Source organism: Microbacterium sp. bgisy207, assembly GCF_057706855.1.
This window is the reverse complement of the sequence record NZ_JBYIPB010000013.1, coordinates 55,861-82,335: the sequence shown is the minus strand read 5'-3', so window position 1 is coordinate 82,335 and position 26,475 is coordinate 55,861. Positions and strand designations below refer to the sequence as shown.

Sequence of the window (26,475 nt, the reverse complement as noted above, 5' to 3'; positions counted from 1 at the left end):
CCTAGAACTCGCACTGCGCGGGGTGTTCCCGGTCCACCGCGGTGAGATGTCACTCTCTCTTCCCATGACGGACGCCGATATCGACATGATCATCGACACTCTCGTCGAATCCGCAGTGGCGGTGGTCGGGTAGCCCTACACGGACCCACCCGAGGGCTTCTGCTATTCGATTCAGCGCACGTCCGCGCTGCCCCGCGCTGACCGTGCCGACAGGCGAGGATCGCGGTTTGTTACGACGCGAGTTGCGCGCGTGGCGTGAAACCGCGAGACTCTAGGCCATCGCAGCATGACGCGAAGCCTCGCGCCCGGAACACGTCACCGGGCACGCGCTGCGGCTCCCTGATGATTCAGCGGGCCGCCCCGGCTCGCCCGAACACGATCGGTCTGTCATGCGTCTGACCTCTGCCTCCCTTCCCACCTTCTCGATCGAGACCACCCGCTTCGACGAGGACTATGTCCCCCCGGCCAGCACCCGGGTCACGACGAACTTCGCCAACCTCGCTCGGGGGGAGGAGCGTCAGGAGAATCTGCGGGCTGCCCTGCAGATGATCGACGGCCGCTGCAACGACCTCGCCCGCTGGGACAACGAGCGGGGCGACCGCTACCGCGTCGAGCTCGACATCATCTCGGTCTCGATCGACGTCGAGACCGAGGGCAAGTCCCAGACGGATGCCGACAGCGAGCGCTTCCCGCTCATCGAGGTGCTCGAGACGACGATTGTCGACACCCGCTCCGGATGCCGCATCCCGGGCATCGTCGGGAACAACTTCTCGTCGTACGTGCGCGACTACGACTTCAGCATCCTGCTGCCGGGCCACAACGCCGGCGGCACCGGATTCCGCACGCCCGAGGACTTCGGGGTCCTGCACGGAAACCTGTTCCGGAGCTTCGTGCGATCGGATGCCTACGCGCAGCGCTTCGCGAAGGCCCCGGTGATCTGCCTCAGCGTCTCGAGCACCAAGACCTACCACCGGACCGCGAATCGGCATCCGGTCCTCGGCGTCGAGTACCGCAAGGACGAGTACTCGCTGACCGATGACTACTTCGCGAAGATGGGGATGCAGGTCCGCTACTTCCTGCCGCCGAACAGCGTCGCACCGTTCGCGTTTTACCACGTCGGCGATCTGCTCACCGACTACACCGACCTCGAGTTGATCGCGACCATCGCCACGATGGAGACCTTCCAGAAGATCTATCGCCCCGAGATCTACAACGCGAACTCCGCTGCCCCGGCATCCTTCCGACCGAGCCTCACCCACGCCGACTACTCGACGACCCGCATCGTCTACGACCGCGAGGAACGCAGCCGTCTCGCCGTCGAGCAGGGCCGATTCGCCGACGAGCACTTCATGACTCCCCACCGCGAGCGTCTTCAGGAGTGGTCAGCCTGGTACAGCGCGCAAGAGAGCGAGTTGGAGGGGGTGCGGTCATGACGACGCTGCTCCCCACCTCGACCGCCGGGAGCCTCCCCAAGCCGTCCTGGCTCGCCGAGCCCGAAACCCTCTGGTCGCCCTGGCGACTCGACGGTGAGGAGTTGGCGGACGGCAAGCGCGATGCGCTCCGTCTGTCGCTCGCCGAGCAGCAGCACGCCGGCATCGACATCGTCGGCGACGGCGAGCAGACCCGCCAGCACTTCGTGACGACCTTCATCGAACACCTCGACGGCGTGGACTTCCAGACGCGGCAGACGGTGCGGATCCGGGACCGGTACGACGCATCCGTCCCGACCGTCGTCGGCCCCGTCGCCCGCAGGCAGCCGGTATTCGTGACGGATGCCGCCTTCTTGCGCAGCCAGACCGATCAGCCGATCAAGTGGGCGCTGCCCGGGCCGATGACGATGATCGACACGCTCTTCGACGCGCATTACTCCAGCCGCGAGGAGCTCGCGTGGGAGTTCGCCGGCATCCTCAACCAGGAGGCGAAAGAGCTCGAGGCGGCAGGGGTCGACATCATCCAGTTCGACGAGCCGGCCTTCAACGTCTTCTTCGACGATGTCGACGACTGGGGGGTCGGGGCGCTCGAGCGGGCCACAGAGGGCCTGAGCTGCCGGACCGCTGTGCATATCTGCTACGGCTACGGCATCAAGGCCAACACCGACTGGAAGCAGACGCTCGGCGACGAGTGGCGCCAGTATGAGCGCACGTTCCCGAAGCTCCAGTCCTCGAGCATCGACATCGTCTCGCTCGAGTGCCACAACTCCCACGTTCCGCTCGAGCTCATCGAGCTCCTCCGCGGCAAGACGGTGATGGTCGGCGCGATCGACGTGGCGACCACCACAGTCGAGACCCCCGAGGATGTCGCCGACACGATCCGTGCGGCGCTGCAGTACGTGGATGCCGAGAACCTCTACCCGTCCACGAACTGCGGGATGGCGCCCCTCACCCGGCGCGTTGCGCAGGGCAAGCTCCACGCCCTCAGCGCCGGAGCGGCGATCGTGCGATCCGAGCTGGCGGGAGCCTAGGACTCGAGCCAGGCGAAGGCGGCGTCCTCGTCGTCGAAGAAGCGTGCCTCTTCGGCATAGAACGGCGTCGCGAGATGGGTGATCATCTCTTCCCACTTCTTGTCACCGACGATCGCCATGCGTTCGATCTTGTGGTGGAACTCGTGTCCGAAGTGGAAGTCCGAGCCCCAGGCACTGACCTTCTCCCAATGGAAGCCGGTGAGATCGCACAGCAGTCTCACCGTGCCGAACTCCTTCACTGCGGCTTCGACCGCCGGCGTGAGGACCTCGTAGTCCTCCTTCGTGACCTCGCCCGAGACCTCGAACCCGAGGACCTTGCCTGCGCTGCGCGGCGATTGCGTGATGGCCATGATCGGCTCCCTCCACGTGCTATCACCCTCATCGTGCCGCAGCGAGCCTCGCCGCGGTAGGGACCTCGGATGCCGAGATGGCTGGTGACATCGCACGGCGAGGTCAGCACAATGGGAGGACCCGCGAGCCCACAGCTCGGGGAAACCACGAAGGAGTTGGTGTCGTGTTCTCAGCGGTCCTGAGCTCGCCCCGCACCTCCCCCTATCCGCAGCTGGCGCTGACGGCGGCGTTCGCTGTGACCCTTGCCTCGGCTGCCCTGTTCCGGCTGGAGCTGAGACCGCTCTTCGCGCTGTCTGCCGGCGCGATCATCGTCGCGGGCGCGATCGTGATGCTGGTCGCGGCGCGGCGACCGCCCCGTCGCCGGACCTGGACGATGGCGATCGTGCCGATTCTCGACATCATCGCCGTCGCGCTCTTTCGTGAGGCCACCGTGCAGCCGATCACGGCGATCGGGCTCCTGCTCGCGATCCCGCTGTCGTGGCTCGCCTTCGCCTTCGCCTTGCCCGCGGTCATCGTGGGCGTGCTCGTGACGATCACATGGCCTGCCCTCGCCTACCTCTCGATCGGCGAGCAGGTCACGACCTTCCCCGAGTTCTTCGCCCTGTGGGCATTCCCCACCCTGACGGGCATCGTCGCGTTCTCGGTGTATCCGATCGGTGTCGCGTATCGCCGGGAACACGCGGAGTCGGTCAGGCAGACCGAGACGGTGAACGCGATCCTGGCGTCGACGGTCGATGCGATCACGGTGTTCGACAGCGAGGGGAGCCACGTCCGCAGCAATGCCGCTGCCGAGGCGATGTCGCGCCGCGCCGGCTGGAGTGGAGAGAGAGCCGCCCACGTCTACGCGACGGACCGACAGACGGCACTGCCCTCGGATGCACTGTCGTGGTTCGGGCAGATCGAAGTGCAGCGTTCCGCCTCGCGCACCGTGTGGCTCGGACCGCCGGAAGACCAGGTAGCGGTCCGCTATTCGGCCGCAAGGATCGGCGAGGGTGGCGGGGTGGTCGTGACCGGCACCGAGGTCACCGGTCTGGTCACGGCTGTCGAGACGCGCGAAGCGTTCATCGGCACCCTCAACCACGAGTTGCGCTCACCCCTGACGGTGCTGCTCGGTGAGACGGATCTTGCCCTCGAGAACGACGGCGACTGCATCCCGCGCGAGCGGGTCGAGCGCATCGAAGCGGCAGCGACGAGGCTGCGCGACACGGTGGGACGCCTTCTTACGACGGCGCGCCGCGACATCTCGGCGGACTTGGACACAACGGATGCGGGTTTCGCTGTGCAACGCGCCGTCGACGGTCTGCGTCCGCTGGCCCGAAGCCGCGGAGTCACCCTGTCGCTCTACGATCGCGGTGGCGTGCTCGCGTAGGTCACGTCTCGCCACCTACGCGCGATCGTCGAGGAGGTCGTCAAGAACGCCATCCTGTACTCGCCGACCGGCGCCGAAGTGACGGTGCTGGTCAGGGAGGACGAGGGGACTCCGCTCGTGGAGATCACCGATCGCGGCGTCGGCATGACTCCCGCAGAACGCCGCCGGGCGACGGAGGCGTACTACCGCACCGACTACGCGCGGCGGCAGGCCATCCCCGGAATGGGCGTGGGACTGACCATCGCGGCGGCGCTGGCGGCGATCAACGGGATCTCGCTCGACATCGACGAGAACTCAGCCGGCGGCACCACGGTGATCCTCAGCCTCACCCGGCCGAGCGCCTGAGCCAGACTCGGGCCACCTCAGTGAGTGCGGGGCCGACAAAAGCACGTACTGGCAGTACGCATCATGACCGGGCCTCCCCCGGAACCCCCTGCGCGTGTTCCTATTGATGAGGCGGCAGCAAGCGTCCGACACGGATGGCGCACCCGGCATCCCGGTCGACGCTTCGTGCACCGCCGCTGCGGCGAGACCCGCCGCTGTGCAACGAAAGCGAGAGACGCAATGATTCTTGACGAGAACTACACCCTGTCCAACGGCGTCGAGATCCCTAAGCTCGGCCTCGGCACTTGGATGATCGACAACGCCGCAACGGTCGGTGCCGTGAAGGCGGCGATCGAACTCGGCTACCGCCACATCGACACGGCCCAGGCCTACCAGAACGAGCAGGGAGTCGGCGAGGGCGCGCGCGCGTCCGGCGTCGCGCGCGAGGACATCTTCGTGACCACCAAGCTCGACGCCGGAGCCAAGTCGTACGAGGCGGCAGTCGCGGGTGTCGACGCCTCCCTCGAGGCGCTCAGCCTCGAGTACATCGACCTGTTTATCATCCACAGCCCCCACCCGTGGACCGAGTTCCGCGGCGAGAAGACCTACTTCGAAGAGAACCGGCAGGTCTGGAAGGCTCTCGAAGAGGCATACCAGGCGGGCAAGGTGCGCGCGATCGGCCTGTCGAACTTCGAGCGGGGCGACATCGAGAACATCCTCGAGGTGGCGACGGTCAAGCCCATGGTCAACCAGATCCTGGCCCACATCAGCAACACCCCGTTCGAGCTCATCGAGTACACGCAGGGCGAGGGGATCCTCGTCGAGGCGTACTCGCCGGTCGCCCACGGTGAACTGCTGAAGAACGAGCACGTCAAGCAGATCGCCGACAAGTACGGCGTCAGCATCCCCCAGCTCTCGATCCGCTACGACCTTCAGCTGGGCCTGCTGCCGCTGCCGAAGACGGCCAACCCTGCGCACATGAAGAGCAATGCCGAGCTCGACTTCGTCATCTCGGACGAGGACATGGACTACCTCAAGAACGTCGAGACCATCAAGGACTACGGCGACGCCAGCATGATGCCCGTGTTCGGCGGAAAGCTCTGAGGTCCGATCGATCCGCCGTGTTGCGCCGGAGTCCACCTGCGGGGATTGCCGGCGCAACGCGCGCCTGAGGGCTGTTCAGTCGCCGAATCCGCGTTCGCGGTAGAGGTCGATGCTTTCTCGCAGAGCGCGCAACACGTAGGGCGGGAACTCCATCCCCTTCTCGTGCGCCCACAGCAGCTGGGCTTCGATGCGACCCACCTCTCGCGCGTAGCGATCGAGATCAGTCTCGAACCCGAGCGCAGTGACCACTCCCCGCATCTGCGCGCGGTACCGACCCTGCCCGTTGGTTCCGACGAGGTTGTAGGTCTTCTCCCGCAGCACCCGTGCGAGATACAGCTGCCACGGCCGTAGGGCGCCGGAGGCCACAAGCTCGCTCGCGCTCATCCGGTAGAACGCGAAGTGGCCGGGTTCCTGCCGACGGATGGGGGCGATGATCGTCTCGGCGATGGCCGTCTCGCCCAGCTCGGTCATCCCGTCGTGGATGGTGTTGTAGGCCAGCACAGCCTGTCGCTCGGTGCTGGCTCCCGTCAGGTAGTAGAGCAGCCGCGCAATGTCCTGGATCGAGGAGAAGTGCGCGAGCGCACCCATGATCTTCATCCGGTACGAGACCTCGAGCACGGGGTCGGCCGCAGGCCGCCCGAGGTCCTGCTGGAGCCGGTCGAGGATCAGACCGTGCTGGATCTCCTGCGGCTGCCACACGTCGGCGTAGAACAGACGGTCGACCTCGCTGACGTCGGGCAACAGCACGAGCAGCTCGAGAACATTGCGATCCACCTCGAGCTCGACCCGGGCAAGGTAGTCGATGACGTGTCCGTAGCGGGCCCTGACCACACCCGGGTCGCGGATGCCGCGATCGACCGAGTCCAGCTCGATCGGTGGATGCTCCTCGCCGAGCCGCCGGACATGCTCGAGGATCCGCTGCGAGCTCACCGACTGGTTCATGAACCCATCATGCGGGAGCCTCCGCCGGTCCGGGGCCGTCACCGGGAAGACCCAGGAGCGCTCCGATCTGAGTGTGCGTGGGCGGCGGGGCGTCAACGTCGGTCAGCTGGCGATAGAGCATGATGCCGAGGAGCGCCTCCGCGACGATGGCATCCTGCTCTACAGGCTCGCGTGTCTGAGCGCGCGCGAGCCTGCCGGTGAGGGTTCGATGGGCGGGGCCCGTCAGCTCCGAATACAGCGCCCGTCGTAGGCCGGTATCCTCGGCGGCCGCAGCCGCGAGACCGCGCATGATCGCGGTGGCATCACCGGTGTCGGCGAGCTTCGCGCTGTCGTTCACACCGCCGGCGTCAGCCCGCAGATGGGCGCAGCCGAGTTCATCGTGCGCGTGAACGCACTGGGCACCGTGAACGTGACCCGCGCAGCACTCGCCGCGGCGAGCGAGGACTTCGCCCTGGTCAACGTCGCTTCGATCGCGGCCCATATGCTCCCCAGTGTGCTGATCCCCACGCGAGCGTTCCCGCTCGCCGAGACCGATCCGGATCGATTCGTGCGCAAGCTTGTCGGACGCACGCGCGTCGCGCGCAGCCAGGCCGCCGGAATGGCCTACTCCCTCTCCAAGGCCTACGTGAAGTGGTATTCCGCGCGGTCGGCCGAAGAATTCGGCGCGGGGGGGGCGCGCGTGGTCTCGGTCTCACCGGGGTCGTTCGACACCACGATGGGGCGACTGGAGCAGAAGAGCGGATCGGCGGCGCTCCTCAAGGCTGCCGCCCTCAAGCGCTTCGGCCGCCCCGAGGAAGTCGCCGAGCTGTTGGCGTTCCTCGCCTCCGAGAAAGCCGGCTACATCACCGGCACGGACATCCTGATCGACGGCGGAACGTACGCCGGCGTGCAGCGATACGGGAGCAAGATCCCGCGCGACTGACGGCCCCGCGGCCGCCTTCACACAAGCTTCACAATGCACCCACGGACACCTTCACAGAGGTGGCGTTGTCTGGTCATCGACAACCCGAACCTCAGAAGGTGATTCCGATGAACACATCCACAAAGACCGCCGCCACCCTCGGTGCGGGCGCCCTCGCGATCTTCGGCCTCGCGGTCGGCGGAACCGTCGCCGCCTCCGCCACCGTCGAATCGACAACTCCCCCAGCCTCCGTCGCCACCGGGTCGATCACAGCGGACAGCACGGTGGAGGACACCCTCTCCTTCATGCGAGAAGAGGAGCGGTTGGCCAGGGATCTCTATGCTGCGATCGCCGACTACTACGACGGTGCACGCCCGTTCAGCATGATCACCAACAGCGAGGACCACCACTACGACGCAGTCGGCACGCTCCTCGAGACCTACGGCATCGACGACCCGTCCGCCGGGCTGGAGCCGGGAACGTATGCCTTCGACGAACTGCAGGTGCTGTACGACGACCTGCTGGCGCAGGCGCAGACCTCACTCACCGAGGCCTATGCGGTGGGGATCACCATCGAGGAAACCGACATCGCCGACCTGGACGCGGCCCTCGCCGCGGACTACCCGTCGGACGTCGATGCCGTCCTCACCAGGCTGCTGACCGGCTCCGAGAAGCATCTCGCGGCATACACCTCGGCGTCCGAGGGCGGCACAGCAGCGGGCACGACAGGGCGCACCGACGCGATGCCCGGACGAGGATCGAACGGGGCCGACCGGGACGGTCGAGGAGACGGCAGGATGTCCGGTCGAGACATTCCGAGGGATGGTTCAGGGCGGGGGATGACCAACGGCGACGGTAGCTGCGACCACAGCTGAGCCACGACCTCGCGCACCATCAGCAGAGGCCGGTCAGGACCCGTGGGTCTGGCCGGCCTCCTCAGCGCGCGGGAGGGTGACGGTGAAGACAGACCCATACCCCGGTCCCTCCGAGGCAGCGGTGAGCTCACCCCCGTGCGCTCGGACGATCCCCCGGGCGATCGTGAGACCGATGCCGGACCCGGAGCCCCCACCGCGGCGTCCCGGCACGCGGTAGAACCGTTCGAAGATCCGCTGGAGCTCAGCCTCGGCCAGCCCTTCTCCCGAATCGACGACCCGGATCGTCACCTCGTCCGCGGATGCCGAGACTGCCGCCTCGATCCACCCGCCGGCCTCGGTGGCGCGGAGCGCGTTGCCGATGAGGTTCGTGATGACCTGACCGATCCGGTCACCGTCGACGTAGGCCGCGCACGACTCTGTGGGAAGGACTGTCGTGAGGCGGATGCCCACATCCTCGGCCTGCGCCCGCAACCGCTCGACCACGCCGCCGACCAGCATCCTCACATCCAGCGTCTCCCGCACCAGCCCGAGCCGCCCTTCCTCGGCGCGCGACAGCGCCGACACATCGTCGGACAGCCGGCGCAGTCGGCGCACTTCGTCACTCACCTTGCCGAGCTGCTCGGGTTCGGCGGGAAGGATCCCGTCGATCATCCCCTCGACGTAGCCGTCGATGATCGTCAGCGGCGTCCGCATCTCGTGGGCGACCTCGCCGAGCAGTCGGGTCCGCCGGCGCTCGGTCTCCGCGAGGGCGGCGCCCAGCGTGTTGACGTCGTCGGCGAGGGCTGCCAGTTCATCGTCGGCGGGCCGCTCTACGCGGACGTCGTAGTCGCCGGCCGCGATACGCCGCGCCGCTGCCGACATGGCACGCAGTGGCTTGGTGACCCGCGCCGAGACGATGATCCCGGCCGCAGCCGCCGTCAGTGCTCCCACGACGAGACCGACCCCGAGGGCCTGGGTGACGGCGATGGTCACGTCGGCGACCAGCTGCTGACGGTTCCCCTGCCCCGCACCGGTACCCATGCCACCGCCCATACCGACGCGGCGGTCGAAGATGAGGGGCGCGAGCACGAGTACGACGATGGTCGTCGCGACGGCGCCGAGCACGGCGACGAGAAGATGCGTGACCGGCCACATGTCGTGGTTCGGTTTGACCTATGACGGTGCCGGCAGCGAAGAGTTCGTGGTTCTCGAGCGACTGCTGCACGACGTTCCCGAACGCATCAGCGACCGCAGCGCGGCGATGATCGAGCCGTTCACTGTCGCGTACCGCGCTCTCGAGGAAGCGGGCTCGATCGATGCGAGCGACACGGTCGTGGTCATCGGCGGAGGCATGATCGGACAGTGCGCTGCGCTGGCTGCGCACGCGAAGGGCGCACTGACCGTGCTCGTCGAACCGTCGGCACAGCGCCGCGAGATGGCGACACGATTGGGTGTGGACGCGACGGTGGATCCGTCCGCGCCCGATGCGGAAGCCACGATCGCTGCAGTCGCCGGGCCGCTGGGCGTGCGCGTGGTCATCGAAGCCTCCGGCAATCCCCACGGGATGGCGAGCGCCTATCGCATCGTCAGCCACAACGGCACGATTGTGCAGATCGGGATCACCGCCGCGGCCGAAGTGTCCGCGCCGCTGGCTCTCATCCAGGCGAAGGACCTCACGATCAAGGGGATCACAGGGTCGTCGGGCGTGTGGCCTCGGGCGATTCGGTTCATCGAGCGGACGGGCATCGACCTCACCCCTCTGGCCACCGACGAGTTCTCCTTCGATGAGGCCGCGGAGGCGTTCGATCGGTCACGTGACGCATCGAGCACACTCAAGGTCCTGATCCACCCCTAGTAGGGGCACGGGCCCCGAGACCGACGCGTCGGTCTCGGGCTTCCTCACCTTCTGGGGGCGCGACGAACCTCATCACGCCAGACGGACCACGCGCGCTGCAACTGCCCGTCGTTTGCGGCTGCGGCCGCAGCCGCCTCTTCAGCGGTGAGCGCCGTGTACTCGCCGCGCAGTCCGATCGCCGCGGTCTGCGCTCGCGCGTTGAGGTCCGCGTATACCGCACGGGCCACAGCCTGCTCCAGCGATGCGCCGACGGCGACGAAACCGTGACCACGCATCAGGATGACGGGAGCATCCCCCAGCGCCGCGGCCAGATCCCCACCCAGTGCTGTGTCGCGGATCAAGAGATCGCTGGCATGACCGACGCTGTCGCGGATCTCGAACACCGGCACCTCCTCACCCAGGAATCCCGCCATGTGCCACACCGCTCGCAGCGGCACCGCAGAGATACTGAAGGGCACCATCGACGGCGAGTGACTGTGGACGATCGAGACCACATCCGGCCGCGTCGCGTAGATCCGCCCGTGCAGAAAACGCTCGAGATAGCTCGGTCGCCGATCGGATGTCTCGCCGTCGAACGACATCTCTTGGATGTCATCGGTCGTCACCAGTCCCGGCGCAAGGTTCCGTGAGATCAGGAATCTGTCGGCGCGGAAGGGGTGCCGGACACTCACATGTCCGAAGGCATCCAGAATGCCTTTGTCCACCAAAACGTGGTTGGCGTCCACGAGGTCTTCGAGGACACGCTCAGGCCGTTCTTCGTCTTGCTCCGTCATCGTCCTTCCTCTGCTGGTCATCCCGAGGCGCTGCGGCCTCAGTGCCCATTGGCGGGGTCGTCCGGATCACGCGCTGCGCGTTCGCCCCGATCGAAAGAGCCCAGGAGGGCGAGTTCTTCCGGGGTCAAGGTGAAGTCGAAGATGTCGATGTTCTGCGCGAGCTGCTCGTGAGTCATCGCCCGCGGGACGGGCACGATCTCCTCATCAAGATGCCAGCGCAGCAGCACCTGGGCCGGTGACTTGCCGTGACCAGCGGCGATCCGGCCCACGACGGGGTCTGACAGAAGCGGGCCGCCACGCCCGAGCGGGCTCCACGCCTCCGTTTGGATTCCGTGCGCCCGGTGGTACTCGCGCTGTTCGACGCGCGCGATATCGACACTGAGCTGAATCTGATCGACATCGGGGAACACGCCGGTCGCCTCGACGATTCGATCGATGTGGTGAACCGTGAAGTTGGAGACACCGATCGCTTTCACGAGCCCCTGCTCCTGCAGCTGGACGAGCCCACGCCACGCATCGACGTAGCGATCCAGCGCGGGGACCGGCCAGTGGATCAGGTACAGGTCGAGGTAGTCCACACCGATCGCTTCGAGCGCGCTGTCGTAGGCGCGCTTCACACCGTCGACACTGTGGTTCTCCTTGTTGAACTTGCTCGTGATGAAGACCTCCGAGCGAGGAATCCCGGATGCGCGAAGACCGGCCCCGACGGCATCCTCGTTCCCGTACTTCTCCGCCGTGTCGAACAAGCGGTATCCGAGGTCGACGGCTTTTTCGACCATGGCGGCGCATTCATCGCCCACCAGCGGCCAGGTCCCCATCCCCACGCGAGGGATGCGGTGGCCCCGAAGAAGCGGACGCGTCGTCTGCTCGTGTGCTGTCACGGTCTGGCTCCTCTGGAGGTGGGCGGCGTCGCCGAGGCTGGTCAGCGCGTCGCGGGCGATGTCGACTGAATCGCAGCCTGCAGCCGCGCGACGAGATCCTGGGTGCGAGCCCGGGATGCCACAGATCGTCGTGCGTCGATGAGTGCGCGCGGCCAGTTGACGATCACAGCACCATCGACGGCTTCACCGTCCACCCCGTAGACCACGCCGAATCGTCCCGCGGCGGGCTCTCCGACCAGCCTGGAGTGTTCCGAGCCGGTCCGTCCGACGATCTGGATCTTCCAGTCGTACTGGTCGCTCCATACGTACTCGGTCGGATCGTACGCACGAAGATCCTCCGGGTGCACGATGTTGTGCGCCACCAGTTGCGCCTGGTCGGCGGCACTGGTCCAATGCTCGAGGCGGACAGAGTCGGGATGACGGTCATTCGTGAATCGTGCGACGTCACCGATGGCGTACACGCCGGGGACACCGACCGCCGAGAGTGTCGCATCGCAGATGACGCCGTTGTCGACGCTGACGCCAGATCCGGCGAGCCATTCCGTATTGGGAATCGCGCCGATGCCCAGCAGGACCGCGTCGACGCTCAGAGTCGAGCCGTCCGTCAGCAGCAGATGACATTGCTCATGCAGTCGGTCAACGCGCTCAACTGACACACCGAACCGGAACCCGACCCCCTCACGCGAGTGCTTGTCCGCGAATATCTTGCCGATCTGGGCGTTCATGGCTCGCCCCATCGGAGCCTCCAGGGGCTCGATGATGCTGACCCTCAGACCCGCCTTCACTGCTGTCGCGGCAACCTCCGAACCGATGAAGCCCGCCCCTATGACGGCGAGGTGCCGCCCTGCAACGAGATCGGCCCGGAGGGCATCTGCGTCCGACCGAGACCGCAGAACATGCACGCCGGGGAGGTCGGCCCAAGGGGTACGGCGCGCGCGAGCCCCCGTCGCGATGACCAGCTTGTCGTACGTGAGGGTCGTACCGTCGCTGAGGGAGACGCTCGTGCTCGCGGGGTCCAGAGCTGTTGCCCGCGTACCGAACTTCGTCGTGACGCCAGCGTCAGCGAGCGCTTCAGGAGAAGTCAGCTGGATCCGATCACCAGACGATGCACCGCTCAGATAGTCCTTCGACAGCGGAGGCTTGTCGTAGAGCGGGTTGGGCTCCGCATCGACGAGCGTGATGGCGCCACCGAAGCCTTCCGAGTGGAGGTTCTGTGCAAGTTTCATCCCGGCGACGGAGCCACCGACGATCACGACGTGAGACACAGGTGGGGCTCCGTCAGTCTTCGACCCACAGCGCCGATACCGGGCAGCTGCGGGCCGCCTCCTCGACGCGTGTCCGCTCGGAATCGGGAACCTCGGTCTTCAGGAGGACGACGAGTCCCTCATCATCGATGTCGAAGTAGTCGTCTGCGGCGACGACGCAGTTTGCATATCCCTGGCAGAGCGAGAGATCAGCCTTCACGGTGGCCATCTGGCTTTCCTTCTTGGTCGGTTGGGGGTTACTGGTCAGGTGAGTCTGGGAACAGTGGCGCGTCGGGGGTCCCGATCATCTCGGAGAACGTCCGCACCGTCTGCCAGGTGAGAGCCTCCAGCTCGAGCGGATCGAGGGCGATCCATTGGCCTGTCTTCGACGAATCGATCAGAAGTCGTGTTCCGTTTCGGGTCTCGACGCGCGAGACGGTGATCTCAGAGAACTCGTTCGCGATCTGCAGCGGCTCACCCACCCGACGTTCGAGGAGCCGCGCACGCTCTTCGGCGGCAGCGCTCGCGGCCGCGCGGTCGAGGTCGGCGCCTTCCCACTCGATCGTCATAGGAAGATCGCCAGGTTCTGGGTCCGCAGCACCGACTCATCCACCATGATCACGCGACGGGCGAGTCTGTACTGGCCATCGACTTCACGGAAGACGTCTTCGCGGTGTGCCGAGATCAACGACGGCTCGTTCACATCTCCGCGACTGCGAAACAGCAACACGGCGGAATCTGCGACGACCTCGCCGGCGACGTCGCTCTCGAACACCCGCACGTTCGTGATGAAGTGGCGCAGACGAGACGGGGGGTCTTCGGTCCAGGCATGCTCAGTGAGGAAGCGCGCGACACGGCGGCTCAGCGAGTATTTGTTCTCGTCCCAGTGCGCCATCCCGGGAGAGGTCGTGAACGGTGTGCCGAGGGCGGTCGTCGCGCGCACCGGCATGATGTAGTGGATGTCCTCGGTCAGCAGTTCGAGCCATTCCTCGTAGCGCTGCTGATCAAGGGTGTAGGCCTCCTCCACCAGCCACCGGTTGATGGTGTTGTGGATCTCGCTCGTGAAAGGGAGCGATGCTCCCACACGAGATGCGAGCGTCGAGTCCTTTCGAAGTCGTGATGCCTGCGAGATCGCGGTTCCCGTCTCCTCGATCATCGGGTCACCTCCTGCCCGTTATTGGTGATTCCCTTCGGGCGGGGAGTCGCATCCGATGAGATCTCGCCACCGATGGTGAGCGCGTGGAAGTCCACTCCCTCGTACTCCGGCTCCATGTAGTCGGCCCAACGGTCGAGCAGATGCCGCTGGTTGTACTCGCCGTAGCCGACGTGCGCGACGCCGGGCCCTGCGAACTCGTCCTCGGTGAGCGGCGCGACGACGGGCGAGCCGTCCTTCAACATGCCCATCCGTCCGTTGAGGAGGAGTCGACGAGCCATAGACCCCTTGGCCGTGTTCGTCAGCGATACCCAGTTCTCGACGTCGTCCTGTTCGAACATGCCGCTCGAACCGAAGCACATCAGATAGGCCTTGTACGACAGTGCCTTGAACTCTTCGGGCGCCTCGGCGTCGACGGCGAACCAGGAGTAGACCTCGGTCTCGTTCTCGCTGATCGGCACCCACGTGCGCAGTGAGATGAACGGGAGCACGTCCTCGTCCGAGCCCTCTTCGACCTTCGGCCAGTTGTGGACGAGGCTCATGTTGGGGAACATCGACGCGGCCGAGATCATGAAGCCGTCGCGTCCCACGACATCCAGCTGAGCCTGCGACCAGGTCTCCTTCATCCGGGCGATCATCTCTTCCGGGTAGCCGACGTAGCGCAAACGCTCGTCGAGGTCGCCCGGTGGGAGCTTGTACGTCGTGCCTCCGCCGTTCCCGGCCCAGTAGGTGTTGCCGTCCTTGCGCTTCTCAGCCTTGGGTTCACGGAACAGGCCGATCTCGACGACCGAGGTGTGCGTCTGCGGCGTGTGGTACATGTCGCCGGCGAAGTTCTCGGCACCAATCTTCCAGTTCGTCTTCACGCGCCAACGTTGCGGCCCCTTGAGTTCGATCCCACTCGGGCTCTGCTTCGTGTAGTAGTCGAGGTAGAAGCGGAAGTCGCCGATGTAGTCGAGCAGCGGCGGAGCTTCGGGGTCCATGCTGATGAAGATCAGACCGTTGTACATGTCAAGGTTCGGGGCGGGCAGCAGCCGCGCTCCCTTGCGGCTGAATCCTGCTTCGCCGCCGTAGGCCTCCTGGTGGAACGGGAGACCGACGATACGTCCGTCATTGCGATAGGACCAGCCGTGATACGGGCAACGGAAGTGGGATGCGTTTCCGATCTCGGCACGACACACCTGCATGCCGCGGTGGAGGCACATGTTGAAGTGCGCGTGGATCGTGCCGGTTTCGTCGCGAACGATGATGAAGGAGTCATCGAGGACGCGTCGGACGACATAGTCACCCGCCTGTGGGATCTCCGACTCGTGGCCGACGAACAGCCAGGCTCTGCTGAAGAGGTTCTTGCGTTCGCGGTCGAAGATCTCGCCGTCGTTGTAGATGAATGCCGGAATCATCCCTCGACGGATCTCGTCGTAGATGGTCGTCGTCGGATTGCCCATACGTACCCAGTCCTCTGTCTCCGCGCTTCTGCACTCAGAGCTCGGAGCGCAGCTGTTGTCTCTGTCCTTCAGAATCTTATTCTACTCGACAGGGACATTTTGTCAAGCAATACACCCACCCTCGTCGCTATGCTTCTGACCAACAGAATTAGTGTCTGCCGATCCTGGAGTCGAGATGAGCCCGTCCCCCAACGCCGCCACCCGCACCTGGAACGCCGTCCTCGACGGCGTTGCGTGGGAAACTTCGTCACGCTACGAGGTCGAGAACCCGACCAGCGCCGAGCCGCTCGCGTCGGTCCCCGACCTGGATGCGAGCGAGGTGGATCGGATGGTCCGAGCTGCCCACGCCGCACAACCGGAGTGGGCAGCCCTGCCGCCTCGCGCCCGCGCGGCCGTGCTGCGCCGCCTGGCCGCCACGATCCGGGACCACAAGGAAGAGCTCGCCGAACTGGACGCGCTGGACGGCGGGTTCACCCTGTCCATGATGCGAAACGACGTGGATGCGGCTGCGGAGCTCATCGACATCTTCGCCGACATGGCGCTCGAGCTCGGCGGCCGGACGATCCCGGTCAGCGCGAACCTGCACTACACAACGCAGATCCCGTACGGGGTCGTCGCTCGCATCGGCGCGTTCAACCACCCCTTCTTCTTCGCGGCATCGAAGATCGCCGCTCCATTGATGGCCGGCAACGCTGTCGTGCTCAAGGCACCCGACCAGACGCCCCTTTCATCCCTGCGCTTGGCCGAGCTGGCCACGGGTGTCCTTCCCACCAACCTCCTGCTTGTCGTGAGCGGTCGCGGGGCCGTAGCCGGGCGTGCCCTGGTTCGGCATCCGGATGTTCGCCGAATCGGGTTCATCGGATCCACCACGACCGGCCAGTCGATCCAACGGGATGCTGCGGAGACGGGAGTCAAGCACGTGACCCTCGAGTTGGGTGGGAAGAACGCTCAGATCGTCTTCGAAGACGCCGACCTCGAAGCCGCCGCTGCCGGCGCCGTCGCCGGGATGAACTTCACCTGGGTTGCCGGGCAGAGTTGCGGCTCGACGAGCCGACTGCTGGTCCACTCTTCGGTGGCCGAGCAGATGATCCGCCTCGTCGCGGAACGTATGGCATCGATCCGCGTCGGAGACCCCCTGGACCCTTCCACTGAGATGGGTCCCCTGGTGTCGAGAGCTCAGATGGAGAAGTCCCTGCACGCGATATCCGAGGCTCTCAGCGCAGGCGCGACTGTCGAGACCGGTGGACATCGGCCGGACGGAACCCCCGACGGGTGGTTCGTCGCGCCCACACTTCTGTCCGGGGTGGCTCCCGGGTCGTTCGTCGAGCAGAACGAGATCTTCGGCCCGGTACTTTCTGTGATCACGTTCGACTCCGACGAGGAGGCGATCGCGATCGCGAACGGCGTCGAGTACGGACTCACCTCGAGCATCTGGACCCGTGACATCACACGCGCCCACGTCGTCGCACAGCGCGTTGAGGCGGGGTACGTTCTGGTCAACAGCGGCAGCCGGCACTTCTGGGGGCTTCCGTTCGGAGGAGTCAAGGCCTCAGGTATCGGTCGGGAAGAGTCTCTCGAAGAGCTCCTCTCTTATGCCGAGACGAAGACCACGACGATCATGCTGACGTAGAGCCTGTACCGCACTCGACGGAATGCGCCCCCAAGTGTCGGCTCTCGAGGTCGCTGCGCCGTCACAGGCGAAGGGCTACGATTCCCCTGTGCAGAGATCGACTACCACCGCGGCGCCCCAGTACCCCATCGAGTCGATCGACAACGCGTTGCGGTTGATTCTCCTGCTCGGGGAAAGAGGTGATGTGCGTCTCACCGAGGCGAGCGCCCACCTCGGCGTGGCGACGTCAACCGCGCATCGGATACTGGCCATGCTCACGTGGCGAGGTTTCGCGCGGCAGGACACCGCGACCAAGGCGTACGGGCCAGGTCCGGCACTCACCACCGTCGCCTTCTCCGTCCTCCGCAGACTCGATTTGCCGCGAATCGCTCAGCCCCTGCTCGAGAACCTCGCGGCAGAGATCGGGGAGACCGCGCACTTGGGCACCCTCGAGGGAGATCGTGTCCGGTTCCTCGCCGTCGCCGAGCCCGCCTCGGCAGTTCGGGTGGCTTCACGACTCGGCCTGTCGATGCCTGCGCACTGCACCTCGACGGGAAAGGCGCTGCTCGCCGAACTCAGCGACGACAGCCTCGATCGCCTGTACCCGGACGAACATCTCGAGACTGTCACACCGAAGTCGATAGCGAGCCTGTCTCAACTCAAGGAAGAGCTGGAGCGGGTGCGAAGCGACGGATACGCCACCAACCGCGAGGAAAGCGAGATGGGGGTCGCGTCGGTCGCGGTCGCCGTCGGGGTTTCTTCCGGCCTGAAGCTCGCACTCAACATCTCGGCCCCCGTGTTCCGCCTGCCCCAAAGCAAGTCGCGCAGTATCTCGCGGAAACTCCGGGAAGCAGCACTCACACTCGCCGATCTTCTGGGGTAGATGCCGCCTCACCGCTCACAGGAGGCGCATCCATCGCCCTGGGCTGACGCCAGCCAGGCCGCGTAGGACGGTCAGATGACGAGGTAGACCGCACCGACGACGGTGAGGACGATGACGATCTGCTCGAACAGACGCTGACTGATGACGCCGGCGATGCGCCTCCCGACGAGTGCGCCGAGGAGTACGGCGGGGACCAGGATCAGATCGACGACGAGTCCCGGCACCGTGATGAGCCCGAAGGCGATCGAAAAGGGGACCTTGGCGACGTTGACGACGGCGAAGAACCATGCAGCGGTGCCGAGGAAGACGTGAACGGGCAGCCGGGCCGAAAGGAAGTACATCGACATGACCGGGCCCGCGGCGTTCGCGACCATCGTCGTGAACCCGCCGAGCACTCCGTACACGCCCGCGGCTGCCGCGCTCGGCGCGGTCACGGTATCGGTCTGGGCTCGCCGTCGCCACAGCGTGATCGCAACGACCAGGAGGAGGATGATACCGATCGTGCGGCGCACCCCTTCGTCGGAGGAGTAGGCCAGGAACAGCGTCCCGGCGAGGATCCCCGCCACGACGGTCGGGATCAAGCGCAGCAGGGCCCGAATGTCGGCGTGGCGCCGATAGGCGAGGACCGCGAACAGGTCGCCGACGATGAGCAACAGCAGGATCGTCCCCGTCGACTGCTCGGCGGGTAGTGCCGCCGCGAACAGGGCGACCGCGATCGTGCCGGCGCCGGGAAGCGCCGCCTTCGAGAGCCCGATGACGACCGCGCCCGCCGCGAGAGCGAGCCACGCGATGACGCTGAGCTCAGGCACGGACGGTCACTCGACTCACGCTGAGCACGCTACCCGAGTCGCACCGGGCGCGTTCCCGTCACTGCGCCGAAGCGAGGCGCGTGACCCCGCTCAGGATGACATCCAGTCCCACCTCGAAAGAATCCCCGAAGTCATACCCGGGCTTCATCACGTGCTCGACCGTGAAGGTCAGGAGCGCGGGATACTCGTCGGGCGAGAGCGGTGCGACGATCTGCTCCCCAGCCTCGCTCAGATCGCCTCCAGTGCCGCCAAGGGGCAGCGCCGCCTCCTGCATCGCGAATCCGTAGACGAACGCATCGATGACCGCGACCCCGTGGGCCACGGCCCAGAGAGGCATTCCTGAGCGCATCCAGGTGGCAAGCATCGCGTCGTGGTGTTTCAAGATGTCGACCCCCGGAGTCCGGCGCGACTCCATGATCGGGATCGCCCAGGGATGCCGGCGCAATGCCGCGCGCAACGAGCGCGCCCGTTCTCGGACCGCTGCATCCCACGAGGCCCTGGGATCGGGCATGCCCACTTCGTCGAAGACGCGCCCTACCATCCCGTCGACGATGTCGTCCTTGCTACTGACGTAGTGGTACAGACTCATCGGCTTCACACCGAGATGGTCGGCGAGCCGTCGGATGGTCAACGGCTCGAGGCCGACATCGTCAGCGAGCTCCACGGCACCACCGATGATCCGTCCACGATCGAGCGAGCCGCGCACGACCCCCGGCTTGCCGACCATCGTTCCACCCCTCCGCCGTCGACTTGACGACTCGTACTTAGTAAGAATACAGTGCCCTCAGAAGCGTACTAAGTACGACACGACCCAGGAGAATCGACATGCCCCTTGACACTGACATCCGCCGCCGCACCGCCGCACGTGTTGCCGCGTTCGGTTACGTCGCCCTCTTCGTTCTTGCGATCTTCGCCAACTTCGTCGTGAAGCAGGGGATGATCGACCCGACCGACGCCCTCGCCACGACCGCTGCCATCAGGGAGCAGGAGGGCCTGTTCCGCCTTGGATTGGCGTCGTTCGTTCTGATCTTCCTCATCGACGTGGCCGTGGCGTGGGGTCTGTACGTGCTGTTCCTCCCCGCCGGGCGGACCCGCTCCCTGGTCGCAGCATGGTTTCGCATCGTCTACACGGTGATGCTCGGAGCTGCGTCCGTCTTCCTGTTCGTCGGCCTCGAGGTCAGCCTCGGCGCGGCAGACCTCGGCCCGGATGTGGCGCTGCTCATGTTCGCGGCGTTCGACTTCGCCTGGCTCGTCGGGTTGATCGCCTTCGGTGTGCATCTGATCCTGATCGGCGCGCTGATCATCCGCTCACGGATCGCTCCCCGCGCCATCGGCGCCATCCTGATGATCGCCGGCGCCGCGTACGGACTCGACACCCTTCTGCACATCGTCCTATCCGACTATGAGCCGGTCGGCGGGGTGATGCTCGCCGTCGTGGCGACGACGTCGATCGTGAGCGAACTCGTCTTCACGATCTGGTTGCTGCTCGCGGGACGGCGCTCCAGCCCGGCCACCGACGATGAGGCGAAGATCCCCGTCGCCGCGTGAGAGCGTCAGATCCAGGGCGAACTGACCGCGAAGGCGTCGGCGACGCTACGGATCTCGTCCCGGGTCAGGCCCTCTCCGATCCCGCCGGCTGCGAGGTTCATGTACTCGTACTTCGCCCCGGTCTCGGCGTACTCGACGCGGTCGACCGCTCGCGTGACAGAAAGATCGGAGCGGGCCATGACGCCGTGCTTTCCCCACAGGGAGATGTCGGTTTCCCGCAGCGCCGCCACGTTCGCCGCCATCATCTCGGGAGAACCGGGCACTAGGAACGGAAGCACGCGGATGCCCTGGGAAAGCGCGACGATCGACTCCGGCTCCCAGCGCAGCAGCCGCGCGTTCATCGTGGCATCGTCGCGGTACGCGGGAATGTGGGACAGGAAGGTCAGATGAGGGGGCTGGGCGTGCACCACCGCCTGGAACTCCACGTTCCGCGTCGCGACCTGGTCGGCGTGGACCGCGATGTGCGTGGAGCACGCACCCAACGGTGTCGAGTCCGTGCTCGCTCAGCTGCAGGCTGCAGCCGCCTACCCCGTCACCGCCGTGGTCCGCATCCCCGCGAACGATGCCGTCATCATCAAGCAGGTCCTCGATCTGGGAGCGCAGAACATCCTGGTGCCGATGGTCAATTCCGCCGCGGATGCCGCCGCCGCTGTCGCCGCGGTGCGCTACCCGCCCCGCGGCCGCCGCGGCGTGGGCTCCGCGCTCGGTCGCTCGGCACGGTGGAACCGCGTGGACGACTACCTCGCGGACGCGGACGAGCACGTCTCGCTGTTCGTGCAGGTCGAGACGGTGGATGCCGTGCGAGCGGCAGGTGAGATTGCGGCAGTCGACGGCATCGACGGCGTCTTTGTCGGACCCAGTGACCTCTCGGCGTCCATGGGCCTCCTCGGCGCCCAGACCCATCCCGAGGTCGCGGCGGCGGTGCGCGCGGCGTTCGCCGCCGTGACCGCCGCCGGCAAGCCGGTGGGCGTGAACGCGTTCGACCCTGACGCGGCCCGCGGATACCTCGACTGCGGGGCGGCGTACATGCTCGTCGGCGCCGACGTCGCACTCCTTGCCCGAGGCTCGGAAGCATTGGCGGCTCGCTACTGCGCCGCGACGGAGCCCGAGTCTTCAGAACGCGCCAGCTACTGATCTCGCTCGTTGCTGCCAGCGTCGCGGGTGCGCCGCAACGGTGCACCCATCGTCGAGTTCGATCACTGCCATGGGACTTTTTGCGCCGAGCTCACCGACAGTCCGCGCTTCTGTCGTCGCGGACTGAGCCCGGCTGACCCTCAACGGCGGTCCGGGGTGTCGCCCAGGGCTGCGAGCAGCTCTCCGACGGCGTGGTCGCTTTCGACGGGGTGCCGAAGAGGGAGGTCGCTCACGCACTGATAGGTGTTGCGCCGCCCGTCCTTCTCCCTGCGCAGATAGCCGCCCTCGACGAGATCGCTGACGATCTGCTGGGCCGTGCGTTCGGTGATGCCGACGGCTGACGCGATGTCGCGCAGGCGGATGCCCGGATCCCGCGCCACCGTGATCAACACGTGCGCGTGATTGGTGAGGAACGTCCAAGTGCCCACCTTCGAAATGATACCTGACCTACAAAACACGCGAAACTATACCGGTAATTTGCTTCTGGTAATTTGTTACTTGTAATCTGCCTCGTGTGAACCCGTTTTTGCTCGCAGCGACCGCGCTCGTCCTCTTAGGCGCCTTTGTCACAGCGATCGCGGGTCGACGATCACGACGGATGCGGTCTGTCAGCGTCGCGACCACCTGGATCGCCTTCACCCTGGCCGCGGCGTCGCTCGTTCTGGCCGCCGTATACGCGGGCGATGTCGTCGGAAGCATCTTCGCCACGCTCGCCCTCGGCGTGACCGGGACTGTGCAGCTGTGGAGCATCCGCCACCTCGAGGGAGACCCGCGCGCGACCCGGTTCTTCGCCCTGTCGTCGGTTTTGGCTTCCGGACTCACCGTTACGGCGGCAGCCCCGAATGCGATCGTCCTGGCGATCGGATGGGTGGTCGCAAGCGCTGCAGTGATCGCGCTCATCACCCTCGGCGGTCGCACTGCTCAAACCCGCGTGGCTCTGCGCCGCACGCTCGTCGCCTTCGGCATCGGCGATATCGCTCTCCTGACGGCGGTCGCCATCGTGACGGGGACGCCTGTCACCTCCCTGCGCGACCTGGCGGCCGTCGACACCACTCTGGCGCTTCTCGTCGGAGTCCTCGTCGCGATCGCGGCGATCACGCGCGCGGCATCCGTTCCCCTTCACGGATGGCTGCCCGCGACGCTTGCCGCCCCGACACCGGTGTCGGCGATCCTGCACGCCGGATTCGTGAACGCCGGGGCGCTTCTGCTGGTGCGGTTTGCGCCGCTGGAGGCCTGGACTACCCCGGTCATCGTGGGAATCGCCGGCGGGCTCACGGTCGTCATTGCCGGCTCCGCGATGACGACCCGACCCGACGTCAAAGGACGCCTCGTGCACTCGACGGCGGCCCAGATGGGATTCATGCTGCTGGCCTGCGCGATCGGCGCCTGGCCGCTGGCGCTCCTGCACGTCGTGGGGCACGCGCTCTACAAGTCCTACCGGTTCCTTGCCGCCGGATCCGCGCTCCTGGGCGAGCCGTCACCATCGCGGGCGCAGGATGCGGACACTCGCGTCCTGCGTTCCGGTGTCGCCTCCGCTGCCGCCGCAATCGTGGTGGTGATCGCCCTGATAGCAGACAGCTTCTCGCACCCGGGCGGCGCCCTGGTCCCCTTCATCGCCGCCACCGTGTGGATCGGGGTGTGGGCAGCGACGGGCGGACAAGGCAGGTCGCGCTGGGTGATCGCGGCTGGAGTCAGCGGCGTCGCATCCGGCTACGTCCTGCTGTGGGCGGCTGTCGAGAACGCGTTCCCGCTGGCCCTCGGGGCCGCGGCCAGTCCCTGGCTCGCGGTCTGCGTCTTCGTGACGGCCGTGCTCGCCGGCCTCGCTGTCAGTCCCGCGGCACCCACCGCGATCCGGGACTACGTGTACGGCGCGGCATCCGGGTGGGGCACATCCCCCGCGCCACCATCGCACGCCGCGTCGCTTACCGAACCCGTCGAGTACGAAAGGTCTTCTCGATGACCATCTCCCCGCTACCCCCCGCAGAAAAGACACCCCCACGGGCTGTGGATGTCCGCGGGCTCGTGATCGCCGCAGCCCAGGCTCTGGCCCCGCAGTATCCGTTGCACCGGTTCATTGCACGCAACCCCTATGCCGGCTATGAGGATCTGCCCTGGGACCTCGCCCGGGAACGGATCGCCGCCGAGCACGGCACGTCACTCGTCCGGCCGGAATCGGCCTACCGCGAGCTCTACGCAGCCGGTGGCGTGAACGACGCTGATCTCACCGACGCGCTCGACGCGCTCGTGCACGATGTCTCGCTCGATCGCGTGGTGCTGTGGAGCGGGAGAGACATCCGCGTGGCTGAGGTCTTCATTGCGGACCTGCTCGCGTCGCCGGAAGTCCCGCTGCCTGGACGCACGCTCCTGACTCCGGCTGAGCGCTTCGCTCCGCGCGTACACGCGAAGATCGAGACCTACCTGGCGCGGATCGCCGCGCGTTCACTCGGACACGCGCCGGCACACGACCCGCTGAAGGCTGGTCGGTTCTGGGATGCCTGGCGCCGCAGCGCCGCCCGCGACCTCACGCTTCCCGCGCGTGTTCGCCGCGGCATCCGGACCGCCGCCGAGTCACCGGAGGAGGCGATTGCGACGGCGCTCGAGCACTGGGAGGCCGTCGGTGACGATGCCGTCGCCCTGCTGCGCGCCCACCTGCTGAGCCTCCCGGGGTGGGCGTCGGCGATCGCCGACGGCTCCAGCGGCACAGTCACCCTCACCGACTGGCTCGCTGCCCGCGTCACGCTGGAACTGCTCTGGCTGCCATCGGGCACTCCGGCGTGGCATCCGAACGGGCCCGCCACCACCGCCGTGTTCCCCGCCGAGCGTCACACCGAACGCGTCGCCGCCGTCGCCGAGGCCCTGGCGCTCACGCTCACCCAGACCGAACGCGCCGAGCTCTCCCGCATCCTGCACGGGCTTCCCGAGTCCTGCCGCCTCGAGGCGTGGCACGCCGCTGCCGAACGCCACCTCGCGCTGCTGGTCTCGCCGCGCTCGCGCCCGCGGGCAGACCGTGGCCGACCGGCATCTCAGGTGGTGATGTGCATCGACCCTCGCTCGGAGGGGATGCGGCGCCACCTGGAGGCATCCGGAGACATCGAGACCTTCGGATTCGCAGGCTTCTTCGCCCTCGCCATCGCGTTCGAGGATGCCGCGGGCGGCCCCGCGATCGCCTCGTGTCCCGTTCTGGTGGCACCACGTGCCCGCGTGCACGAAGGCTCGGCGGATCAGGCGGCGATCCAGCGTCTCCGGCAAGGCATCGACGCCACGCACGCCGCACATCACACCCTCGAGGGCGTCGCCGAGTCGGCGGCTTCACCGTTCGCCTACGCGGAAATCGCCGGGTGGGCGGCGGGACCGGTCAGTGTCGCGCGCACCGTCGCCCCCGTGACGACGGCGCGCGTTGCGCGGAACCTGCGGGAGACTGTCGCACCGCGTCCGGCGACGCGCCTCGACCCCGACGTCGCCTTTGCCCTGGATGAGCGGATCGCGTACGCCGAGTCCGCGCTTCGGATGATGGGACTCGTCGACGGGTTCGCGAGGCTGGTGGTGCTGTGCGGCCACGGAGCGACAGTCGCCAACAACCCCTTCGCCGCGGCCCTGCAGTGCGGTGCGTGTGGAGGTCACGAAGGGTCACCGAACGCACGCGCGGCAGCCGCAGTCTTCAACGACCCCGAGACCCGACGCGGTCTCGAAGGGCGCGGCATTCACATCCCTGCCGACACCGTCTTCCTTGCCGCGCAGCACGACACCGTCACCGATCGGATCGCGATCCTCGAGCCGTGGACCGTTCCCGCGACCCACGCCGCAGACCTCGCGGCCCTCAAGGATGCCGCAGCGAGCGCGCGAATCGGGAACGGCCGCGAGCGCCTCGTCGAACTGCCGGGCGCACCGGCGAGCCCGACCGACGACGTGGTGCTCGCCGAGCTCGATCGCCGCGGCGCCGACTGGGCGCAGGTCTACCCCGAGTGGGGCCTGTGCGGAAACGTCGCGATGATCGTCGCGCCCCGGCGCGTCACCGCCGAGCGCAACCTCGCGCGCCGCGTCTTCCTCCACAGCTACGAGACCGACGCCGACCCCGACGGATCAGCTCTCGAGACGATCCTGACTGCCCCGATGATCGTCGCTCAGTGGATCAACGCGCAGTACTCGGCATCCACCCTCTCCCCCAACCGGTTCGGCGCCGGGAGCAAGACCCTGCACAACGTCGTCGGCAGCGTCGGGGTCGTCTCCGGTTACGGCGGAGACCTCCGCGCCGGTCTCGCGTGGCAGTCCGTGGGTTACGGACACGACGCGAGGCACGAGCCCGTGCGGCTGCAGGTCTTCGTGCAGGCACCGCTCGATCGTGTCGGCGAGATCGTCTCGCGCTCCCACGTCGTCCGCCAGCTCGTCGATAACCGCTGGATCACCCTGCGCGCGCGTGCGGACGACGAGACCGACTGGGCGACCCTCACCCGCTACGGATGGCGCACTCAGCCACTCTCCGACACCCCAGCCCCGACCCCCAAGGAGTCCACCGCATGGAACTGAAAGACCTCACCCCCATGGTCAAGATCGAGATCGTCATCCCCGCGCGTCACGCACCCGAGGTCACCGACCTCATCCGCAGCCTCGGCGCGCGCGGCTACACCGCCGTGTCGGGAGTCGCCGGCTTCGGCCACCACGGCGAGCGTGGGGGGCGGATGCTGTTCAACGACCACGACGCGCTGACGATGCTCATCACGGTTGTGCCTGAAGATCGCGCCGACGCGATCGCCTCGGCGATGCATCCGGTGCTCACGCGGATGTCGGGTGTCATGTTCGTTTCGGAGACGGCAGTAAGCCGGGCCGAGTACTTCGTCTGA

28 protein-coding genes and 2 pseudogenes are annotated in these 26,475 nt (G+C 66.7%); 15 read left to right on the top strand and 15 right to left on the bottom strand.

Annotated features, from left to right (window positions below; all coding sequences use genetic code 11):
• Positions 1 to 389: 389 nt before the first annotated feature.
• Positions 390 to 1,433 carry a DUF1852 domain-containing protein gene (locus AC3ENO_RS12680; protein WP_434970963.1) on the top strand — a complete coding sequence of 348 codons (1,044 nt, stop codon included), beginning with the start codon at positions 390 to 392 and terminating at the stop codon, positions 1,431 to 1,433.
• Complete coding sequence (locus AC3ENO_RS12675; RefSeq protein ID WP_434970962.1) at positions 1,430 to 2,461, top strand: methionine synthase; 1,032 nt, start codon at positions 1,430 to 1,432, stop codon at positions 2,459 to 2,461. Before AC3ENO_RS12680 ends, AC3ENO_RS12675 begins: the two co-directional genes overlap by 4 nt.
• On the opposite strand, the gene AC3ENO_RS12670 is transcribed toward AC3ENO_RS12675, so the two are convergent.
• Entirely contained in the window at positions 2,458 to 2,811 is a 354-nt protein-coding gene (locus tag AC3ENO_RS12670) for a SpoIIAA family protein (protein ID WP_434970961.1), read from the bottom strand. The genes AC3ENO_RS12675 and AC3ENO_RS12670 overlap by 4 nt on opposite strands.
• A 164-nt stretch (positions 2,812 to 2,975) precedes the next feature.
• Between AC3ENO_RS12670 and AC3ENO_RS12665 the strand changes: the two genes are divergently transcribed.
• From AC3ENO_RS12665 to AC3ENO_RS12655, 3 genes and pseudogenes are all read left to right on the top strand, one after another.
• Positions 2,976 to 4,181 (top strand): sensor histidine kinase, encoded by a 1,206-nt coding sequence (locus AC3ENO_RS12665; protein ID WP_434970960.1) that lies wholly within the window; start codon positions 2,976 to 2,978, stop codon positions 4,179 to 4,181.
• A gap of 18 nt (positions 4,182 to 4,199) precedes the next feature.
• Positions 4,200 to 4,526 (top strand): annotated as a pseudogene (locus AC3ENO_RS12660) (ATP-binding protein); the annotation flags it as partial.
• A gap of 219 nt (positions 4,527 to 4,745) precedes the next feature.
• Positions 4,746 to 5,609 carry an aldo/keto reductase gene (locus AC3ENO_RS12655; RefSeq protein ID WP_434970959.1) on the top strand — a complete coding sequence of 288 codons (864 nt, stop codon included), beginning with the start codon at positions 4,746 to 4,748 and terminating at the stop codon, positions 5,607 to 5,609.
• Between the two features lie 75 nt (positions 5,610 to 5,684).
• On the opposite strand, the gene AC3ENO_RS12650 is transcribed toward AC3ENO_RS12655, so the two are convergent.
• Positions 5,685 to 6,551 (bottom strand): GTP-binding protein LepA, encoded by an 867-nt coding sequence (locus AC3ENO_RS12650; protein WP_434970958.1) that lies wholly within the window; start codon positions 6,549 to 6,551, stop codon positions 5,685 to 5,687.
• A gap of 7 nt (positions 6,552 to 6,558) precedes the next feature.
• Entirely contained in the window at positions 6,559 to 6,888 is a 330-nt protein-coding gene (locus AC3ENO_RS12645; RefSeq protein ID WP_434970957.1) for a TetR/AcrR family transcriptional regulator C-terminal ligand-binding domain-containing protein, read from the bottom strand.
• Positions 6,889 to 6,909: 21 nt separating this feature from the next.
• Here AC3ENO_RS12645 and AC3ENO_RS12640 point away from each other — a divergent pair, with 21 nt between their 5' ends.
• Both AC3ENO_RS12640 and AC3ENO_RS12635 read left to right on the top strand, forming a co-directional pair.
• The gene (locus AC3ENO_RS12640) at positions 6,910 to 7,473 is read left to right on the top strand and encodes an SDR family oxidoreductase (protein WP_434970956.1); all 564 of its coding nucleotides are present in this window, start codon (positions 6,910 to 6,912) and stop codon (positions 7,471 to 7,473) included.
• Positions 7,474 to 7,580: 107 nt separating this feature from the next.
• Complete coding sequence (locus AC3ENO_RS12635) at positions 7,581 to 8,327, top strand: DUF2202 domain-containing protein (protein WP_434970955.1); 747 nt, start codon at positions 7,581 to 7,583, stop codon at positions 8,325 to 8,327.
• 33 nt (positions 8,328 to 8,360) lie between these two features.
• On the opposite strand, the gene AC3ENO_RS12630 is transcribed toward AC3ENO_RS12635, so the two are convergent.
• On the bottom strand, positions 8,361 to 9,461 hold the full coding sequence (locus AC3ENO_RS12630; RefSeq protein ID WP_434970954.1) for a sensor histidine kinase: 1,101 nt from the start codon (positions 9,459 to 9,461) through the stop codon (positions 8,361 to 8,363).
• On the opposite strand from AC3ENO_RS12630, the gene AC3ENO_RS12625 reads away from it, so the two are divergent.
• Positions 9,448 to 10,161, top strand: a complete 714-nt coding sequence (locus AC3ENO_RS12625) for a zinc-dependent alcohol dehydrogenase (RefSeq protein WP_434970953.1) — start codon at positions 9,448 to 9,450, stop codon at positions 10,159 to 10,161. The two genes, AC3ENO_RS12630 and AC3ENO_RS12625, sit on opposite strands and share 14 nt — an antisense overlap.
• 44 nt (positions 10,162 to 10,205) lie before the next feature.
• Here the strand turns inward: AC3ENO_RS12625 and AC3ENO_RS12620 are convergent, their stop codons facing one another.
• Genes AC3ENO_RS12620 through AC3ENO_RS12590 form a run of 7 tightly spaced genes read right to left on the bottom strand, consistent with a single transcriptional unit; the run spans position 10,206 to position 15,654 of the window.
• Complete coding sequence (locus AC3ENO_RS12620) at positions 10,206 to 10,934, bottom strand: class II aldolase/adducin family protein (protein WP_228177429.1); 729 nt, start codon at positions 10,932 to 10,934, stop codon at positions 10,206 to 10,208.
• Positions 10,935 to 10,972: 38 nt separating this feature from the next.
• Positions 10,973 to 11,815, bottom strand: coding sequence for an aldo/keto reductase (locus tag AC3ENO_RS12615; protein WP_434970952.1), 843 nt, complete (start codon positions 11,813 to 11,815; stop codon positions 10,973 to 10,975).
• Between the two features lie 41 nt (positions 11,816 to 11,856).
• Complete coding sequence (locus AC3ENO_RS12610) at positions 11,857 to 13,080, bottom strand: NAD(P)/FAD-dependent oxidoreductase (protein ID WP_434970951.1); 1,224 nt, start codon at positions 13,078 to 13,080, stop codon at positions 11,857 to 11,859.
• Between the two features lie 13 nt (positions 13,081 to 13,093).
• Positions 13,094 to 13,288: a ferredoxin gene (locus AC3ENO_RS12605; protein WP_228177432.1), complete on the bottom strand. Its 195-nt coding sequence runs from the start codon at positions 13,286 to 13,288 to the stop codon at positions 13,094 to 13,096.
• A 28-nt stretch (positions 13,289 to 13,316) separates the two neighbouring features.
• Positions 13,317 to 13,628, bottom strand: coding sequence for a hypothetical protein (locus tag AC3ENO_RS12600; protein WP_228177433.1), 312 nt, complete (start codon positions 13,626 to 13,628; stop codon positions 13,317 to 13,319).
• The gene (locus AC3ENO_RS12595; protein WP_228177434.1) at positions 13,625 to 14,215 is read right to left on the bottom strand and encodes a 3-phenylpropionate/cinnamic acid dioxygenase subunit beta; all 591 of its coding nucleotides are present in this window, start codon (positions 14,213 to 14,215) and stop codon (positions 13,625 to 13,627) included. The genes AC3ENO_RS12600 and AC3ENO_RS12595 overlap by 4 nt, the downstream gene beginning before the upstream one ends.
• Complete coding sequence (locus AC3ENO_RS12590) at positions 14,212 to 15,654, bottom strand: Rieske 2Fe-2S domain-containing protein (protein WP_434970950.1); 1,443 nt, start codon at positions 15,652 to 15,654, stop codon at positions 14,212 to 14,214. Before AC3ENO_RS12590 ends, AC3ENO_RS12595 begins: the two co-directional genes overlap by 4 nt.
• Before the next feature lie 175 nt (positions 15,655 to 15,829).
• Between AC3ENO_RS12590 and AC3ENO_RS12585 the strand changes: the two genes are divergently transcribed.
• Complete coding sequence (locus tag AC3ENO_RS12585) at positions 15,830 to 17,284, top strand: aldehyde dehydrogenase family protein (protein ID WP_434970949.1); 1,455 nt, start codon at positions 15,830 to 15,832, stop codon at positions 17,282 to 17,284.
• Positions 17,285 to 17,372: 88 nt separating this feature from the next.
• Positions 17,373 to 18,146 carry an IclR family transcriptional regulator gene (locus AC3ENO_RS12580; RefSeq protein ID WP_434970948.1) on the top strand — a complete coding sequence of 258 codons (774 nt, stop codon included), beginning with the start codon at positions 17,373 to 17,375 and terminating at the stop codon, positions 18,144 to 18,146.
• Positions 18,147 to 18,217: 71 nt separating this feature from the next.
• Here AC3ENO_RS12580 and AC3ENO_RS12575 read toward each other — a convergent pair whose 3' ends face one another.
• Together AC3ENO_RS12575 and AC3ENO_RS12570 are read right to left on the bottom strand one after the other, a co-directional pair.
• Positions 18,218 to 18,955 (bottom strand): sulfite exporter TauE/SafE family protein, encoded by a 738-nt coding sequence (locus AC3ENO_RS12575; protein ID WP_228177437.1) that lies wholly within the window; start codon positions 18,953 to 18,955, stop codon positions 18,218 to 18,220.
• 58 nt (positions 18,956 to 19,013) lie between these two features.
• Positions 19,014 to 19,682 (bottom strand): TetR/AcrR family transcriptional regulator, encoded by a 669-nt coding sequence (locus AC3ENO_RS12570; protein WP_228177438.1) that lies wholly within the window; start codon positions 19,680 to 19,682, stop codon positions 19,014 to 19,016.
• A 98-nt stretch (positions 19,683 to 19,780) separates the two neighbouring features.
• Between AC3ENO_RS12570 and AC3ENO_RS12565 the strand changes: the two genes are divergently transcribed.
• Complete coding sequence (locus AC3ENO_RS12565) at positions 19,781 to 20,503, top strand: DUF4386 domain-containing protein (RefSeq protein WP_228177439.1); 723 nt, start codon at positions 19,781 to 19,783, stop codon at positions 20,501 to 20,503.
• A gap of 5 nt (positions 20,504 to 20,508) precedes the next feature.
• On the opposite strand, the gene AC3ENO_RS12560 is transcribed toward AC3ENO_RS12565, so the two are convergent.
• Positions 20,509 to 20,913: a class II aldolase/adducin family protein gene (locus AC3ENO_RS12560; protein ID WP_434970965.1), complete on the bottom strand. Its 405-nt coding sequence runs from the start codon at positions 20,911 to 20,913 to the stop codon at positions 20,509 to 20,511.
• Here AC3ENO_RS12560 and AC3ENO_RS12555 point away from each other — a divergent pair.
• Positions 20,894 to 21,637: pseudogene (locus tag AC3ENO_RS12555) on the top strand (aldolase/citrate lyase family protein); the annotation flags it as partial. The gene AC3ENO_RS12560 and the pseudogene AC3ENO_RS12555 overlap by 20 nt on opposite strands.
• A gap of 140 nt (positions 21,638 to 21,777) precedes the next feature.
• Here AC3ENO_RS12555 and AC3ENO_RS12550 read toward each other — a convergent pair.
• The gene (locus AC3ENO_RS12550; protein WP_228177441.1) at positions 21,778 to 22,065 is read right to left on the bottom strand and encodes a helix-turn-helix transcriptional regulator; all 288 of its coding nucleotides are present in this window, start codon (positions 22,063 to 22,065) and stop codon (positions 21,778 to 21,780) included.
• A gap of 170 nt (positions 22,066 to 22,235) precedes the next feature.
• Here AC3ENO_RS12550 and AC3ENO_RS12545 point away from each other — a divergent pair, with 170 nt between their 5' ends.
• The 3 genes from AC3ENO_RS12545 to AC3ENO_RS12535 are packed head-to-tail and all read left to right on the top strand — an operon-like array spanning position 22,236 to position 26,475.
• Positions 22,236 to 23,597, top strand: coding sequence for a proton-conducting transporter transmembrane domain-containing protein (locus AC3ENO_RS12545; RefSeq protein ID WP_434970947.1), 1,362 nt, complete (start codon positions 22,236 to 22,238; stop codon positions 23,595 to 23,597).
• On the top strand, positions 23,594 to 26,161 hold the full coding sequence (locus AC3ENO_RS12540) for a putative inorganic carbon transporter subunit DabA (RefSeq protein ID WP_434970946.1): 2,568 nt from the start codon (positions 23,594 to 23,596) through the stop codon (positions 26,159 to 26,161). The genes AC3ENO_RS12545 and AC3ENO_RS12540 overlap by 4 nt, the downstream gene beginning before the upstream one ends.
• Positions 26,152 to 26,475, top strand: a complete 324-nt coding sequence (locus AC3ENO_RS12535; protein ID WP_292707874.1) for a DUF190 domain-containing protein — start codon at positions 26,152 to 26,154, stop codon at positions 26,473 to 26,475. The genes AC3ENO_RS12540 and AC3ENO_RS12535 overlap by 10 nt, the downstream gene beginning before the upstream one ends.

What these genes read in the sequence shown, in the direction of transcription:
- AC3ENO_RS12680 (WP_434970963.1), top strand. Translation starts at nt 390, where the DNA reads ATGCGTCTGACCTCTGCCTCCCTTCCCACCTTCTCGATCGAGACCACC.
- AC3ENO_RS12675 (WP_434970962.1), top strand. Translation starts at nt 1,430, where the DNA reads ATGACGACGCTGCTCCCCACCTCGACCGCCGGGAGCCTCCCCAAGCCG.
- AC3ENO_RS12670 (WP_434970961.1), bottom strand. Translation starts at nt 2,811, where the DNA reads ATGGCCATCACGCAATCGCCGCGCAGCGCAGGCAAGGTCCTCGGGTTC.
- AC3ENO_RS12655 (WP_434970959.1), top strand. Translation starts at nt 4,746, where the DNA reads ATGATTCTTGACGAGAACTACACCCTGTCCAACGGCGTCGAGATCCCT.
- AC3ENO_RS12650 (WP_434970958.1), bottom strand. Translation starts at nt 6,551, where the DNA reads ATGAACCAGTCGGTGAGCTCGCAGCGGATCCTCGAGCATGTCCGGCGG.
- AC3ENO_RS12640 (WP_434970956.1), top strand. Translation starts at nt 6,910, where the DNA reads ATGGGCGCAGCCGAGTTCATCGTGCGCGTGAACGCACTGGGCACCGTG.
- AC3ENO_RS12635 (WP_434970955.1), top strand. Translation starts at nt 7,581, where the DNA reads ATGAACACATCCACAAAGACCGCCGCCACCCTCGGTGCGGGCGCCCTC.
- AC3ENO_RS12630 (WP_434970954.1), bottom strand. Translation starts at nt 9,461, where the DNA reads ATGTGGCCGGTCACGCATCTTCTCGTCGCCGTGCTCGGCGCCGTCGCG.
- AC3ENO_RS12620 (WP_228177429.1), bottom strand. Translation starts at nt 10,934, where the DNA reads ATGACGGAGCAAGACGAAGAACGGCCTGAGCGTGTCCTCGAAGACCTC.
- AC3ENO_RS12605 (WP_228177432.1), bottom strand. Translation starts at nt 13,288, where the DNA reads ATGGCCACCGTGAAGGCTGATCTCTCGCTCTGCCAGGGATATGCAAAC.
- AC3ENO_RS12600 (WP_228177433.1), bottom strand. Translation starts at nt 13,628, where the DNA reads ATGACGATCGAGTGGGAAGGCGCCGACCTCGACCGCGCGGCCGCGAGC.
- AC3ENO_RS12595 (WP_228177434.1), bottom strand. Translation starts at nt 14,215, where the DNA reads ATGATCGAGGAGACGGGAACCGCGATCTCGCAGGCATCACGACTTCGA.
- AC3ENO_RS12590 (WP_434970950.1), bottom strand. Translation starts at nt 15,654, where the DNA reads ATGGGCAATCCGACGACGACCATCTACGACGAGATCCGTCGAGGGATG.
- AC3ENO_RS12585 (WP_434970949.1), top strand. Translation starts at nt 15,830, where the DNA reads ATGAGCCCGTCCCCCAACGCCGCCACCCGCACCTGGAACGCCGTCCTC.
- AC3ENO_RS12570 (WP_228177438.1), bottom strand. Translation starts at nt 19,682, where the DNA reads ATGGTCGGCAAGCCGGGGGTCGTGCGCGGCTCGCTCGATCGTGGACGG.
- AC3ENO_RS12565 (WP_228177439.1), top strand. Translation starts at nt 19,781, where the DNA reads ATGCCCCTTGACACTGACATCCGCCGCCGCACCGCCGCACGTGTTGCC.
- AC3ENO_RS12545 (WP_434970947.1), top strand. Translation starts at nt 22,236, where the DNA reads ATGCGGTCTGTCAGCGTCGCGACCACCTGGATCGCCTTCACCCTGGCC.
- AC3ENO_RS12540 (WP_434970946.1), top strand. Translation starts at nt 23,594, where the DNA reads ATGACCATCTCCCCGCTACCCCCCGCAGAAAAGACACCCCCACGGGCT.
- AC3ENO_RS12535 (WP_292707874.1), top strand. Translation starts at nt 26,152, where the DNA reads ATGGAACTGAAAGACCTCACCCCCATGGTCAAGATCGAGATCGTCATC.